The organism is Actinokineospora sp. NPDC051303, from assembly GCF_055586285.1.
The window spans coordinates 19,754-34,391 of sequence record NZ_JBVJIN010000020.1 but is presented as its reverse complement, the minus strand read 5'-3'; the positions used below and the strand labels follow the sequence as shown (position 1 = coordinate 34,391).

Below are 14,638 nucleotides of genomic sequence, written 5' to 3'. Positions count from 1 at the left end.
CGAGCCAGGTCGACCGGGCGCGCGCGAGCCTGTCCGCCACCGCCACGTCCTCGTCGCGCAGCAGGGGGCGCCACGGTGCTCGGAGAGGTCGGGCATGGCGAACCGGGTTGGCTGCGGCGGGACCGCGACCACGTGCGCGGCCAGTTCGTCCTGCCGCCGCACGGGCCCGTACCAGGACGGGTGGGTGGCGCGGGTGTGCTTGCGGCGCCCTTGGCGAGCCGCCAGCCGGTCCGCGCTGGACCGATCGTTCGCCAGTCGCATCCGCTCGGCGACCTGCTCGCCGTACAGCCCCTCCCAGCGGGCCCGTTCGGCGCGACGGCCCTCGACGTAGCCCGCGTAGCCGCCGTGCATCCTCGGCCCTGCGATCGCTGGAAGAGGCGGGAGTCGGAAGCGGGACTATAAAACGTGCGCCAGAGCCGAACGTGTTTGACAGACCCTGCAGGCGTCGGAGGTTGGTGATGGAGTGTATGCGTGCAACATCGTCGTCGGCGCTGAGGTGAAGGCATTCGGAAAACTCTCGCCAGGGGTCGGGGACTTCTTTGGTGGCTTGCATTTCACCGATCAGGCCGACAATCAAGTCCTTGCCGAGTTCGCCGAGTCGGCGGGTGAGCCAGTCGCGTCGGGCGAGGAGCGTTCGGACTTCTCCGGTGGGTCTGAGGCTCCATCGGGACGTGACCACGAGTTCCCCGTTGGCGTCGTGCCAGTCGGGGCGATCGGGGCGGCGGTGGAGGCCCTCGTCGCGGAGTAGTTCGTTGGTGGGCAGGTCATTGCTCGGCTTGCCCACGGGGTGACTCCCAGCCGAGACCGTCCGGAGTGCCTTTGGCGTACTCGTGCATGACGACCCACGAGGTGCCCTCGGTCCGCTCCCGTGTCCAGATCTCTTCTAACGATGGCGCGGTGTCGCCTGCCCTAATCCAAGTGGAAATGTTATCGCGGTTCGGCAATTCGGGGGCCGGTGAGAGCCAGACCGCAGCAGTGGCACATGACGGGAAGGTATGGCCGTGGGTGGAGCCGAAGTCTGGGTCGGAGTCGTCCTCGTCGTCTTGGTCAGGGAGGGGATGGGTTGCGGGCGGGAGGCTCGGGTCGAGGTCCCGGATGTGTAGTCCCAGGTGCCGCGGTATTCGGGCGGGTCTTCTTGCCACTGGGGTGCGACGTGGTAGTGGTTCGCGAGGCGCTCGAGAAGCTCGTGGAATGCGATCCACTGGTACTTTTTGCCCATGCGTTCAGGCTTGTGGTTCCGGTCAGTGCCGTGTTGCCGGTAGTGGTCGAAGTCGCCGAAAAGTTCTGGGGACCACCCGAGTTCGGCTACCCGTGTGAGGACCCAGCGGTTCGCCCAGCTCCCGCTCGTAGAGCTGTTCGTCCTCAGCTGGGGTGATCGGGCAAGCGTGCAGAAGTTCGAGTTGCTCGTCGGTGAGCACTTTCCTCGCCAGTGTGTCGTCGCCAAGTAGATCGAGGACCGGATCGTCGGCGCCCAACGCTTCGGCGACACCAGGTGGGAGGGATTCTCGAAACGCGGCGACACGTGTGGGATCAAGCTGCGGCTGCCCGCCCCGAAGCGCCTTGGTGGCCGGTCGGGAGCGGTTCAGCGGGAGCCTGCTGAAGTGAGAAGCATGGTGTTCGACCTGGTAACGGCCGAAATCACCAAGGATTGACTCGAGTGACCTCCGCACCGAGGACCACGACATGTTGGCGGGGACGTCAGGGCCAGACGGGTATCGGGCGTCCAGTTCTTCTTCGGTCGGAACCTCCTCAGACGGCGCGGCGTCGTGCGGGTGGCCGAGCCAAGCGAGCTCCTCGGCCGTGGACGCTTGCAGACGGCGCGCCGCTTCCACGACTCCTTGGACAGCGCCGCAGAGGAGTGCGCCGCGCGAGACGTGAACCGGTGACGCGGGGTTGTCACACGTCAAGGTGCTGAGTTGTCGGGTCAGCCGCTCCGCGTTCGTCGGTTGCGCATGTCCGGTGCGCAGGATGACGCCCTCGACGACGAGTGCCAGGCGGGCGAATAGGTACTGGTCGTTGACGCGAGCCGCGTCCTCGCCCAAGAATCGGTCCAGGAGCTTGCAGAGCTCGTCGGGAAAGCCCAGGAGCAGTTGAACGAGCGCCTTGGTCGCCCGATCGCGGAGGAACCGGTGGGGAGTGGTCAGCGTCCAGGCCAGGGTGGTGGCCGCCAACAGGACTACTTCCTTTGGCGGAGCGTCGACGCTTGGGGCGGTTCGGATCCGCCTCCCTCCGGTCGCCGGGCGTGCCTCCAACACGCGAGAGGACGGTCGGTAGCCCGGCAGCAGGTGCTCAGGCGTGGAGATCTGTTCGGCCCAGCGGAGCAGTCGGTGCAGCGACCCCAGCTCTGAGTAGGCGTGGTACGCGTAGGTGCTCCACTCTTTGTCTCGCGCGGGTGGCTCCAGTGCCAGGAGGGTCTTGTGCAGGCTGTTGGCGTTGAGCCGGTGCCCGGGTTCGGTCGAGACGGCGATGATCGCGTCGAACACGTCCGTGTCCAGACCATGTTCTATCGCCTCGTTGAGCAGCGCGATACTGCGGTCATCAACGCTCGACACCGCACGAAGCGCCAGTGTTCGGACAAAGGACGACAGGAAGCCGTACCGATGATCTCCACGGCGATCGGCGACGTCGTCGGACCGGTTACCGGCAGAGGGGAAAAGCGCGTCGAGCAGTTCGACCCCAGTAAGCTCGGGCAGGACGACGGTGGCAGCTTCCTGGAGATTCGGACTGGCTGACAGCAGCCACCCCCGCAGGGGCGACGCCTCACCCAGTGGTGCGCCCTCGGCGAGACCGCCCAGTTCGCTGTCGAACGTCCGCAGCGCGGCGCGCACGACCAGGTCGTCGCTGAAGGCCTGGTAGGGGAAAGTGACTCCCGGTTCCGGTTCCGCACGCCTGCGTACGTGGCGTTCGGTCGCCAGGACGCCCCGTGAGATCAATTGGCCGAGCATGGTGTCCGGCCACGACGTCGCATGCGGTGCGAAGGGGTCGGCGAGGGCGCGGGCTTCCTCACGAGCCAGGGTCTCCCGTCCGATCGTCGCCATGCGGTCGGCGACCGCCTCGACCGCGCGGTGGACTGGTCGGGAGAGCGGGTCCAGGTTGAGGTATTGACAGATGTCCGCAGCCCGATTCTCGAGGAAGTTCTTGAACACCTCACTCCGATGAACATTCGTCGTGTCTACCGTCGACGTGCGCTCGACGGATCGCGCACGGAGCATGTCGGCGTAGAGCTTGACGAACAGTGGGTTGCTGAACGCCGCCCTGAGCAGCGGAGTGCGCGGGAGCGCCCCGGGGACATCCGCCAGATACTTCTCCAGCCCCTCAGCCTCCCGGCCGCGAAACCCCTGGTGATGGCCCACGGGCAGTCCGAGAGCAGCGAGGTCGATGGGCAAGACCATGTCCCGCATGGTCGTGCGGCACGAGAGCACGACCGCCACGTGCTTCAGGTCTGCTGCCTTCGCCAAGACGCTGTGCAGTTGGGCCCGCCAGAGGTGTGCGCGGTCGCAGTCGTTGAGGGCGTCGATCACGAGCAGGAACCGCGATGGCGTTGCGGCGCCTGCGGCGTCGAGAGCGCGGAGGAAAGTATTGTGGGGCAGGTCACCGAGGCCGAGGACCCGGGCGATCTCCGTGAGCGGGTCTTCGCCCACGAGTTGCTCGCCGAGGACCACTACCCCCACGCCGCCCGCTTCAAGGTGTCTGCGGACCGCGTCGAGCAACAGGTGAGTCTTGCCCTGACCTGCGTCACCGAGCAACAGCCAGGCTTTGGCCTCCGCGGCGGCGCACTGGTCAGAGCGGAGGAAGTCGGCCAGGCGGGCGAGCTGTTTCCGAGCGCCGGGAATAGTCCCAGATTCCCTGACCAAGGAGGACAGGGCTGATGCCGGTGTTCTCGGCGGAGGTGCCCCGACTGCGAGGCCAGTATGGTCGTCCGGGGTTGCGGGCTCACCGTTGTCCGGCGATGCTGGCAACTGCTGCGCCAATTCCTCGGCCAGGTCAGTGAACCGAGCCAGAGCCCCGTGCGCGGACAACGCCATCTGCGCTCCTGACGCAGCAGGCAGTCCGCGCACCCAGTTGTCTGGGCGGGTGATGCCGAGTAGTTGCCTGATGGAACTCGTCGCCTCGTCGAGCGCTGACCGGATTTGAGCAGTGTGCACATCCGTCACGGCCCCGAGGCTCGCGGCCGCCGCGGCGCCGTGACGGGCGAGCCAGAACTCCCAATTCGACCTGACCGCGCCCACAGCCGCGTCCCGTCGTTGAGATGGTTGGTGACGAGGCGTCGGAACCTCTCGCCCATGGTCAGGCCATCAATGACCCGTCCAAGCGGAAGCGGAAGGTGGCGTTCAGGCGTATACCGGTCGTGCGCCTGCCGTTCGGACTCGATGAAGCGATTGGCACACCATTCCCGTCCGAGGGCCAGTCGCTCGAAGAAGAACCATTGCACCCCCTCGTTCCCTGGCATGGTCAGCCGCTGGAGCAGCTCACCGGAACCGACGAGCACGATCTCGACATCCTGAAGGCCGGGCAAACTCTCCCGCCAGTCCGTCACGGCGGACTCCCATCGGTGGCGTGCTCCTTCGAGATGCTTGCCGGTGCGGGTCCGCGCGGCTGGCGCGGGCAGATCGATGGGAACGAAGAACGTCAACCGAACGACGTTGCGCGTCGCCCGGTTGGCGCCCACGGTTCGAGCGCTGTCCTTCGCCAGAGGCAGCAGGCGCTTGATCGAGGCGACGAACTTGGCCTGAAAGCCGTGCACGACCCCCTCAGGGCCTTCGTCGTACCACTCCAGTCCGCCATCAGGGGCAGCGGTCTTCACCGTCCGCCATCCGGCCGGTGCCGGGTCGCGAAGCTGAAAGCACAACTCCTCGAACGCGCGCGGTTGCGTCCCGTCCCATGTCCGAATCCGGCCCCAGTCATGGCCGAGCCCGAGACCGGCGGAAGAAGAGTCCGACATCGCCCACCTCGTGCTTTAGTCAACGGGAGACGTACCCTACTTGACCACTCTGCGAGGGGAGTGATCTCGACACCATGTCCAGCCTCCTAGCGGCTGAGGCGGTGACCCACGATGCGGCTCGACGACAACTCGTCGCCGCAGTCGCTGCGGTGTGTGTCGTGTGCGGACACAGACGACGGCGTCCGGGTTACGCGCTTGGCTCAGCCCGTCGCCCACCCTGGCGCTGCTAGGGCGCGCCTGTACGAGGCGGCTATCGCCACAATCAGCGGGGACTGTCACCTGGCTGAGCGGAGCCGCCTCGTTCCATTCTTCTCCGACTCAGGCACAGCGGCCTTCGAGTGCCAGACTCCTTGGGCAGGTGACGCCCCAGGTCGACTGCGCACGACACGGGCACGTTCAGGAAGGTTGGCAACACCACCCAGAGGGATGAAGATCAACCCGACCCCGTAACGGTGTTGCGTCAAAGCTGGAGGACCGCCGCTCCAGTATTTCTCCAGTTCACCCTTGTCGATCTTCAATCAGACCACAATGGACAGACGTGCGATGATCGACTCAAAGACACGAAAACGCCCGCTGACCTGGTGCTTCGTCCAGAATCAGCGGGCGTTTCACGACCGTCGGGCTGACAGGATTTGAACCTGCGACCCCTTGACCCCCAGTCAAGTGCGCTACCAAACTGCGCCACAGCCCGGCCGCATTCGCTCTCGCGAGTGCTTGGGAAGCGTAGCGCATGGGGTTGGGTGGGGTTGCGGCGGGGGAGAGGTGCGGGGACCCGCCGCGTGGGAGTCCCCGCACTCTCCCCCAGTGTGCGCCGCTCCCCGATAGTGGCGCTTGGCGACTATGACCGGGTGGGGAGTGGGGTGCTACCGCCGGAAGTTGGGTGGGATGGGTCGACTTTGGGTGGGAGTTCGGCGATGACCTGGTAGCCGCCGTCGGGGAGGGGGGTGGCTTGGAAGGTGCCTCCGGCTGTGTGGACTCGTTCGGTCAAGCCTTCTAGGCCGGTGCCGCCGCCGTCGGTGTTTGGGGGGTGGGTGGGGGGTGGGGCGTTGACGACCATGACGCGGATTCGGGTGGGGGTTTGGGTGAGGGTGACCTTGATGGGGGCGCCGGGGGCGTGTTTCAGGGCGTTGGTGAGCGCCTCTTGGACCACCCGATAGATCGCTCGGCCCACCGCTGGGGATGTCTGGATCGCGGCGTGGTCGCCGGTGGCGGAGACGGTGACGCCCGCGCTGCGGGCTCGGTTGAGCAGGTCGGGGATGTCGGACAGGCCGTGGAGGGTGTGTTGGTCGACGGTGACCAAACCCAGGGCGGTCCGCATCTCGGCCAGGGACTGCTTGGCGAGCGCGCGGAGGCGTTCGGCGGTTTCCTTGGCCTGGGGGTCTTTGGTGGTGGCGGCGAGAGCGGCGGACTGGACGGCGATCAAGGTGGCGTTGTGGCCGACGGCGTCGTGGATTTCCCTGGCTATCCGGGCGCGTTCGTCGGCTCTGGCGCGGTCTGAGCGGGCTTCCAACTCGGCTCTGCGGGCGCGGCGGACTTCGGCGAGGCTTTCGGCGAGTTCGCCGCGGAGTCTGACCAGGACGCCCATGGCCGCCGGGCCGCCGACGCCGACCAGGGTGAACAGCAGGCTCATGACGCGGTCGGCGAAGGCCAGGTCCGCGGTCAGGTGCAGCGGCAGCACCACCACCAGGGACGTGGCGACCACCCAGGCGACGGCGTCGCGCACCCGCCGGGACGCCCGGCCGACGCGGTACAGCGCGACAATCGCCGGGGGCAGGCCCAAGCCGCCCGCGAGGGCCGGGAAGCAGATCAGCAGCGCCAGCCTCGGCCACCGCAGACGCAGCGGAAGCGCCAGGCACGCGATGACCGCCGTGGGGAAGGCGAACGCGTACTGCGTCGGATGCGACAGCAGCACGGTTCCCAGCGGGACCCCCACGGCCAGCAGCTCGATGGCGACCACCGCGACGGGGCGGGGAATGCGCGACAACGTCATGGGCGGCGTCCCGGTGCCTGGAGTCGGTGCGGGGCGCGGCGACCCGCGGGCCCGTGTCGGACGATCAGGCGACGGGTGACAACGGCACCGCGACGGCGAACCCCGCGCGGGCGCGGTGAACCGACATCGCGGCCAGGGTGGACAAGCTCAGGGCGCGAGCGGGGCGGGGCCGCGCTGACGTGAGTGCGGCCGCGTTGGTGAGAGGGAGCAGCAGGCGGCAGGAGGGCGGGGGCCGGGTCGGGCGGCGCGGCGGCCGTGGTTGGGCGCGGCGCGGGGGATGTGTTCGCGGGCGGGATTACTGGTCGAGCGGCGTGCTTGCGGGGTGTTGCCCAGGCGGCGGGGCGGTGCCGGTCTCGGGGCGGACCGGACAAGCCTGCGAAGGCAAGGCGAGAGGGCGTGGCCGGAGCGGGGCGGCGTCGGTGCTGGCATGCCGTGGATGTGGCCCCGCGTGGGGACGCCGGGTGGACGGTGTGCGGCTGGGGCGTCGTGCGCGGGACTGGCGGACCGGCCAGGTGGGGGCGGGCGAGCCGAGCGGGAACAGCGAGGCGTGGTGATGCCGGGGGTTGGCGGCGGCGGTGTGGTGGCGTCGCGGGTGTGGGGTGGGCGGGTCGACCCGAGGTGGGGGCGGCCGTGCGTGGTGTTGCGGCGGTGCGTTGGCTGCTGTGTGGCGCTGTTGCGGAGGCGGGATGGGTGGGTTGGCTTGGGGAAGGGTCGGCGGGGAGTGGTGCCGGGGGTTGGCGTTGCGGTGGTGGCGCAGACGTGGGGTAGCTGGGTCGATCGGAGGTGGGGGCGGCCGTGCGTGGTGCTGTGGGTTGGTGGTGTGGCGTCGCAGAGGTGGGGTCGGTGCGTCGATCGGTGGTGGGTTCGGTGGGGTGTGGCGCCGGGTGGTGCGGTGACTTGGCGGTGGTGGGGTGGGTGCGTCGGCCGGTGGTGGGTTCGGCGGGGTGTGGTGGTGCTGGTTGGTGGCGTGGCGCCGCAGGAGTGGGGTGGGTGCGTTGGCCGGAAGTGGGAGCGGTGGGGCGTGATGCCCTGGGGTGGCCCCGGCGGTGTGGTGGTGTCGCGGAGGCGGGGTGGGTGGGTCGGTCGGGAGCGGCACGGTGAGGTGGTGGGGCGGTCGACTGGTGGGGCTTGCTGGGGGGTGTTGTGGCGGTGGGCCAGTGGGGGGACTGGCATCCGCGCGACGGGCTCATGGTCGGCCTCCGGCCGCGGTGTCGACGCCGTGGAGGAGGAGGGCGGCTTGGACTCGGTTGTGGACGCCCAGCTTGGTCAGCAGGGTCGACACGTAGCTCTTCACCGTGGCTTCGGTGATGCCCAGCGCTTGGGCGATGTTCGCGTTGGGGCGGCCGTCGGCCAGGAGGCCGAGGACCTGGCGTTCGCGGCCGCTGAGGGAGGCGATGGCTTGGGCGCGGTGCAGGGCCACACCCGCGCCGCGTAGGCGGGGGAGCAGCCGGGCGGTGATGCGGGGGTCGAGGACGGCGCCGCCCGCGGCCAGGTCGAGGACGGCGCGGACGAGCATCTCGGGTTCGGCGTCCTTGAGCAGGAAGCCCTGGGCGCCTAGGTCCAGCGCCTGGGCTATGTAGTCGTCCAGGTCGAAGGTGGTCAGCACCGCCGTGACGGGGGCGTCGGGCATGGTGGACAGGGTGCGCAGGGCCGCCAGGCCGTCCATGCCGGGCATCTGGACGTCCAAGAGCAGCACTTCGGGCCGGTGTCTGCGGACGGCCTCGATCGCCCCCGCGCCGTCGACGGCCTCGGCGACGACCTGGATGCGGCCGCTCGCCTGGAGGAGGACCCCCAGACCGTGGCGAAGAAGAGGTTCGTCGTCGGCCAGCACGACCCGCACGGCCCGTTCCATCGCCCCGACCTCCCGGCTGCCCCCGCGCCTTGGGGATTCAGCCTAACCTTGGCTCGGCAGTACGCATCCCGGACAGGAGAAACTCACGTGCCGATCGCCGAACTGGGTGACCGCAACCTGCATTACGTTCGCCGGGGCCACGGTGCGCCGCTGCTGCTCATCCAAGGGATGGCGGCCCATCACCTCATCTGGGGAGAGCCGTTCCTGTCCCTGCTGGAGCGTGACTTCGACATCGTCGCGTTCAACCACCGCGGCGTCGGCGACAGCGACCAGGTGGACGGCCCGTTCACCGTGGCCGAGTTGGCCGAGGACGCCGCGGCGGTCATGACGGCCGTGGGCTGGGACGACGCGCACGTGCTGGGGATCTCGCTGGGCGGGATGGTCGCCCAGGAACTCGCCGTGGCGCACCCGAGCCGGGTCCGGACGCTGACCCTGGGCTGCACCTACGCCGGTCCCGACGGCGGCTCCCTCGACGCGCCCGGGCCGCTGCGCCTGATCGCGGCCATGAGCAGCGGCGACCTTCGCGAGTCCCTGCGCGCGGGTTATGAGGTGAATCTCTCACCGGGATTTCGGGCGGACGAGGCCGAGTTCGAGCGGTTCGTGAACATCACCCTGTCCGAGCGGGTCCCCGGGCCGGTGATCCAGCTCCAACTCCGCGCCGCCCTCGCCCACGACGCCGTGCGCGGGCTGCGCGACCTGGCCGTGCCGACGCTGGTCGTGCACGGCACCGAGGACGAGATGATCACCCCGAAGAACGGCGCGCATATCGCCGAACTGGTGCCCGGCGCGCGCCTGGAGATGCTCGACGGGGTGGGGCACCTGTTCTGGTGGGAGCGGCCGGGGGAGAGCGCGGCGCTGCTGCGGGAGCACGCCCTGGGCCGCTGAGCGCGGCCTACTTGCGGGGCTTCTTCTCCCGCACCCGCACCGAGATCCGCACCGGGCTGCCGACGAAGCCGAACTCCTCGCGGAACTTGCGCTCGACGAACCGGCGGTAACCGGCCTCAAGGAAGCCGCTGGTGAACAGCACGATCGTCGGCGGCCGGGTCTGCGCCTGGGTGGCGAACAGGATCTTGGGCTGCTTGCCGCCGCGAACCGGCGGCGGGGTGGCGGCGACCAGGTCCGACAGCCAGGAGTTGAGCTGGCCGGTGGACACCCGCTTGTCCCACGAGTCCAGCGCCGTGCGCAGGGCGGGCGCCAGCTTGCGCACCGACCGCCCGGTCAGCGCCGAGACGTTGACCCGCTCCGCCCACGGCACCCGGACCAGGCCGCGGTCGAGTTCCTTGTCGAGCTGGTGGCGGCGCTCCTCGTCCACCAGGTCCCACTTGTTGAACGCGAGCACGCACGCGCGGCCGGAGTCGACCACCATCGTCAGCACCCGCAGGTCCTGCTCGGCGATCGGCTCGGCCGCGTCCAGCAGCACGATCGCGACCTCGGCCGACTCGATCGCCGCCTTGGTGCGCAGCGACGCGTAGTACTCCGTGCCGCTGGCGAAGTTGACCCGCTTGCGCAGGCCCGCGGTGTCCACGAACCGCCACACCTGCCCGTCCAGCTCGACCAGCGAGTCGACCGGGTCGACGGTGGTGCCCGCGACCGAGTCGACCACGGCGCGGTTCTCGCCGGTGAGCCGGTTGAGGAGGCTGGACTTGCCCACGTTGGGCTTGCCGACCAGCGCGACCCGGCGGGGGCCGCCGGTGGGGCCGAAGTTCTCCTTCGGCGTCTCGGGCAGGGCGGAGAGGATGGCGTCGAGCAGGTCGCCGGAGTTGCGCCCGTGCAGGGCGCTGACCGGGAACGGCTCGCCAAGGCCCAGCGACCACAGCGCCGCGGTGTCGGCGAGCAGCCGCTCGTCGTCGACCTTGTTGGCGACCAGGATCACCGGCTTCTTCGACCGGCGCAGGACCTTGGCGACGGCCTCGTCGGTGCTGGTGGCCCCGACGGTGGCGTCCACCACGACCACCACGGCATCGGCGTGGGTCATCGCGTACTCGGCCTGCGCGGCGATGGCGCCGGGCAGCCCCTCCAGCCCCGGTTCCCAGCCGCCGGTGTCGAGCACGGTGAAGCGGCGGCCGCTCCACAGCGCGTCGTAGGCGACCCGGTCCCGGGTGACGCCGGGGATGTCCTGCACGACCGCCTCGCGGCGGCCCAGGATGCGGTTGACCAGGGTCGACTTGCCGACGTTGGGGCGGCCGACGACGGCGAGGACCGGCTGTGGGGCGTTGCCCTCGTCACCGTCCTCGCCGAACTCGTCGGCGACCGCGGCCCAATCGGACTCGTCGGACCAGGTGCCATCCAGCTCTGTCATGACTCCGCTTTCGTGTGCGGCGCGCGCCGCTCGTCGAGTTCGTGCACCAGGTCGGCGAGGCGGACCCGGATCTGTTCTGTGGCCTCGGCCAGGCCGGTGCGCCCGCGTCCGACGGGCAGGGCGAACGGCTCGCCGACCAGCAGGTCGACCACCGGCCGGAAGCGGCGCCCGCCGCCGTCGGGCCGCCGCGTGCCTCGGGTGGCCACCGGCAGCACGACCGCGCCCGTGCCGCGCACCAGCCACGCCGCGCCCTGCTCGGCGGCGGTGACGTCGCCCGCGCCGCGGGTGCCCTCGGGGAACACCCCGACCAGCCCGCCCGCGCGCAGCACGGACACGGCGGTGAGCAGTGGCTTGCGGTCCGGCTCGCCGCGGCGGACCGGGATCTGGCCGATGCCGCGCAGGCCGCGTCCCGCGATGCCGCGGAACAGCTCCTCCTTCACCAGGAACACCGAGCGGCGCGGCAGCATTCCGAAGATGAGCTGCGGTTCGAGCATCGAGCTGTGGTTGGCGACCAGCACGACCGGCCCGCCGCGCGGCACGCGCTGCAGACCGTCGACGCGCAGCCGGAACGCCGGGCGGAAGACCCAGCCGCCGATGGCCCGCGCCGTGTCGTGCAGCCAGGGGATCGCGCCATCGGGCAGGTCGCCGGTCATCGGGTCGCCGCCGCGCGGTTGAGGCCGCGGTCGCGGACGATGGCGAGCAGGTGGTCCAGGACGCCGGTGATGTCGAGTTCGGTGGTGTCGACCTCGACGGCGTCCTCGGCCGGGCGCAGCGGGGAGACCGCGCGGGTCGAGTCGAGCCGGTCGCGGCGCTGCACGTCGGCCAGCGTGGCGTCCATTGTGGACACTCGGCCCTCCGCGCTGTCCTGGGCGCTGCGGCGCGCGGCGCGGGCGGCGGCGGACGCGGTCAGGTAGACCTTGAGCCCGGCGTCCGGCGCGACCACGGTGCCGATGTCGCGGCCCTCGACCACGATGCCGCCCAGCCGCGCGCGGGCCTCGCTGATGATCTGCCGCTGCCGGGCGACGAGCAGGTCGCGCACCCGGGGCACCGCCGAGACCGCCGACACCGCCAGCGTCACCCGCTGCCCGCGGATCTCGGCCGCCACGTCCTCAGCCCCCAGGTGCACGCTCGCGTGCCTCGGGTCGGTGCCGATGTGCAGGTCGGCCGCCTCGGCGACGCGCAGCACCGCGGCGCTGTCGGCCGGGTCGACCCCGGCGCGCAGCACCGCGAGGGTGATCGCCCGGTACATGGCCCCGGTGTCGAGGTAGCCCGCGCCGAGAGCGTCCGCGAGCCTGCGCGCCACGGTGGACTTCCCGGTGCCGGAGGGGCCGTCCATCGCGACGACACCGCGCAGCTCACCTTGTCCCACCGCGTCTGCCTCCTTGGTCGCCCGCCGCTGCCAGCGCACCATTCTGCCTGGCCGCCTCGGCGCGCCCACGGCCGGTCGACCCGACGGCGCGGGGTTACCGTCACCCGCATGGTGGACATCGCGGGCGACTCGACCGGTTCCGGGACCACGCGCGGCGCGGACCGGCGGCCCGCCACGCTGTCGGCGCGGGCGCTGAACCGGGCGACGCTGGCGCGGCAGCTGCTGCTGGCCCGGTCCACGATGGACGTTCCCGCCGCGGTCGAGCACCTGGTCGGGTTGCAGGCGCAGACCCCGCACACCTGGTACGTGGGCCTGTGGTCACGGCTGGCAGGGTTCGAGCCAGCGCACGCCGCCGACCCGCTGGCGTCCCGCGCGCTGGTGCGGACCGCCCTGCTGCGCTCGACCATCCACCTGGTCACCGCGCGCGACGCGCTGGCGATCCGGCCGCTGCTGGAACCGGTGATCGAGCGCGGCCTGACCGGCGCGTTCGGCAAGCGCCTGGTCGGCGTCGACCGCGCCGAGCTGGTCGCGGCCGGTCGGGCGCTGCTGGCCGAGCGGCCGATGACCTTCGCCGAGCTGGGCCGGGCGCTGGCCGAGCGCTGGCCCGACCGGGACCCGGCGGCGCTGGCGGCGGCCATCCGCTCCTGGGCGCCGCTGGTGCAGGTCCCCCCGCGCGGGCTGTGGGGGCGCGGCGGGGCAGCCGCGCACACGACGGTCGAGCGCTGGCTGGGCACGGAGGCGGCCGTGGAGTCGTCGGTGGCCGATCTCGTGCGCAGGTACCTGGGCGCGTTCGGGCCCGCGTCGGTGCGCGACGCGCAGACCTGGTCGGGGCTGACCAGGCTGGCGGAGGTGTTCGATGAGCTGCGGCCCACGCTGGTGACGTTCCGGGACGCCGACGGACGCGAGCTGTTCGACCTGCCCGACGCGCCCCGGCCCGACGAGGACACGCCCGCGCCGCCGCGGCTGCTCTACGACTTCGACAACCTCCTGCTCTCCCACGCCGACCGCAGCCGGGTGATCACCGACCGGCACCGGGCGCAGGACTTCGCCCCGCACGGCCCGGTACCCAGGTCGGTGCTGCTTGACGGTGTCACAGCCGGGGTGTGGACGACGGAGGTCGACAAGCGGCGGGCGGTGCTGACGGTGCGCTGCTTCGACCCGGTGTCCGGCGCGGACGAAGAAGCGCTGGCGGCCGAGGCACGGGACCTGCTGCGGTTTCTGGCGGGCGACTCGGCGGAGCGTGAGGTGCGGATTTCGAGCTAGTTGCCGATGTCGCACCAAGGTTGTGGACGAAGTTGATCAGAGCGGCCAAGGTGGGGGCAAAGGCTTCTCGAAGGGAGACGAGGGTGTCCGCAGGGGAACGGGTATGGCTGATCACGGGCTGCTCGGCGGGATTCGGCCGGGAGTTGGCGGTGGCCGCGCTGGCGGCAGGGGACCGGGTGATGGCCACGGCGCGGCGGCCGGAGCAGTTGGCCGACCTGGTGGAGAAGTGGGGCGACCAGGTGCGCGCCACCGCGTTGGACGTGACCGACCAGGCCGCGATCGACGCCGCCGTGCGGACGACGCTGTCCGAGTTCGGGCGGATCGACGTCCTGGTCAACAACGCGGGCCACGGGTCGGTGGGCGCGGTCGAGGAGATGACGCTCGACGAGTTGCGGGCGTTGATGGAGGTCATGTTCTTCGGGGCGGTCGCGCTCACCAAGGCCGTTGTGCCGCATCTGCGGGCGCAGGGCAGCGGCTGGGTCGTGCAGATCACCTCGATGGGCGGGCAGGTGAGCGCGCCGGGCTTCGGGGCCTACTGCTCCACGAAATTCGCGCTGGAGGGGATTTCCGAGGCGCTCGCGGCTGAGCTCAAGCCGTTCGGGGTGGGCGTGCTGATCGTCCAGCCGGGGGCGTTCCGGACGGAGTTCGCCGGGTCGCGGATGCATCGGTCGGTGGAGATTGAGGACTACCGGGTTTCCACTGGGGCGACTCGGGCGTTTGTGGATGAGATGGACGGGACCCAGCCTGGGGATCCGGTGAAGGCCGCTGCGGCGATCTTGGAGGTGCTGGACTCGCAGGAGCCGCCGTTGCGGCTCGCGTTGGGGCGGGATGCGGTGGAGGGGATTCGGGGGCAGCTTCAGGGGCAGCTTGCCGATCTTGAGCGGTGGGAGGGTGTGAGTCTTTCCACGCTCTTCTGAGTGGTT

The 14,638-nt window shown here is 70.6% G+C and carries 11 protein-coding genes and 1 tRNA gene; 4 read left to right on the top strand and 8 right to left on the bottom strand.

Annotated elements, in window-relative coordinates; translation table 11 throughout:
* Nucleotides 1-463 precede the first annotated feature (463 nt).
* A complete protein-coding gene (locus tag ACZ6SD_RS17290; protein WP_465317934.1) occupies nucleotides 464-748 on the top strand; it encodes a hypothetical protein in 285 nt (94 codons plus the stop codon).
* A 493-nt stretch (nucleotides 749-1,241) separates the two neighbouring features.
* Here the strand turns inward: ACZ6SD_RS17290 and ACZ6SD_RS17285 are convergent, their stop codons facing one another.
* The 5 genes from ACZ6SD_RS17285 to ACZ6SD_RS17265 form a co-directional block, all read right to left on the bottom strand.
* On the bottom strand, nucleotides 1,242-4,154 hold the full coding sequence (locus ACZ6SD_RS17285; RefSeq protein WP_465317933.1) for an NACHT domain-containing protein: 2,913 nt from the start codon (nucleotides 4,152-4,154) through the stop codon (nucleotides 1,242-1,244).
* Complete coding sequence (locus ACZ6SD_RS17280; protein ID WP_465317932.1) at nucleotides 4,151-4,942, bottom strand: hypothetical protein; 792 nt, start codon at nucleotides 4,940-4,942, stop codon at nucleotides 4,151-4,153. The genes ACZ6SD_RS17285 and ACZ6SD_RS17280 overlap by 4 nt, the downstream gene beginning before the upstream one ends.
* A 617-nt stretch (nucleotides 4,943-5,559) precedes the next feature.
* Nucleotides 5,560-5,633 (bottom strand) — tRNA-Pro (locus ACZ6SD_RS17275).
* Nucleotides 5,634-5,780: 147 nt separating this feature from the next.
* The gene (locus ACZ6SD_RS17270; RefSeq protein ID WP_465317931.1) at nucleotides 5,781-6,932 is read right to left on the bottom strand and encodes a sensor histidine kinase; all 1,152 of its coding nucleotides are present in this window, start codon (nucleotides 6,930-6,932) and stop codon (nucleotides 5,781-5,783) included.
* A gap of 1,186 nt (nucleotides 6,933-8,118) precedes the next feature.
* Nucleotides 8,119-8,784, bottom strand: coding sequence for a response regulator (locus ACZ6SD_RS17265; protein WP_465317930.1), 666 nt, complete (start codon nucleotides 8,782-8,784; stop codon nucleotides 8,119-8,121).
* Nucleotides 8,785-8,871: 87 nt separating this feature from the next.
* On the opposite strand from ACZ6SD_RS17265, the gene ACZ6SD_RS17260 reads away from it, so the two are divergent.
* Complete coding sequence (locus ACZ6SD_RS17260; RefSeq protein ID WP_465317929.1) at nucleotides 8,872-9,669, top strand: alpha/beta fold hydrolase; 798 nt, start codon at nucleotides 8,872-8,874, stop codon at nucleotides 9,667-9,669.
* A gap of 7 nt (nucleotides 9,670-9,676) precedes the next feature.
* On the opposite strand, the gene der is transcribed toward ACZ6SD_RS17260, so the two are convergent.
* From der to cmk, 3 genes are read right to left on the bottom strand one after another with little or no spacing between them, the layout of a single operon-like run.
* The gene (gene der / locus ACZ6SD_RS17255; RefSeq protein WP_465317928.1) at nucleotides 9,677-11,083 is read right to left on the bottom strand and encodes a ribosome biogenesis GTPase Der; all 1,407 of its coding nucleotides are present in this window, start codon (nucleotides 11,081-11,083) and stop codon (nucleotides 9,677-9,679) included.
* The gene (locus ACZ6SD_RS17250; protein WP_465317927.1) at nucleotides 11,080-11,736 is read right to left on the bottom strand and encodes a lysophospholipid acyltransferase family protein; all 657 of its coding nucleotides are present in this window, start codon (nucleotides 11,734-11,736) and stop codon (nucleotides 11,080-11,082) included. Before ACZ6SD_RS17250 ends, der begins: the two co-directional genes overlap by 4 nt.
* Nucleotides 11,733-12,419 (bottom strand): (d)CMP kinase, encoded by a 687-nt coding sequence (gene cmk / locus ACZ6SD_RS17245; protein WP_465318008.1) that lies wholly within the window; start codon nucleotides 12,417-12,419, stop codon nucleotides 11,733-11,735. The genes ACZ6SD_RS17250 and cmk overlap by 4 nt, the downstream gene beginning before the upstream one ends.
* 141 nt (nucleotides 12,420-12,560) lie before the next feature.
* Here cmk and ACZ6SD_RS17240 point away from each other — a divergent pair, with 141 nt between their 5' ends.
* Entirely contained in the window at nucleotides 12,561-13,715 is a 1,155-nt protein-coding gene (locus tag ACZ6SD_RS17240; RefSeq protein WP_465317926.1) for a winged helix DNA-binding domain-containing protein, read from the top strand.
* 83 nt (nucleotides 13,716-13,798) lie between these two features.
* A complete protein-coding gene (locus ACZ6SD_RS17235) occupies nucleotides 13,799-14,632 on the top strand; it encodes an oxidoreductase (protein WP_465317925.1) in 834 nt (277 codons plus the stop codon).
* Nucleotides 14,633-14,638 lie beyond the last annotated feature (6 nt).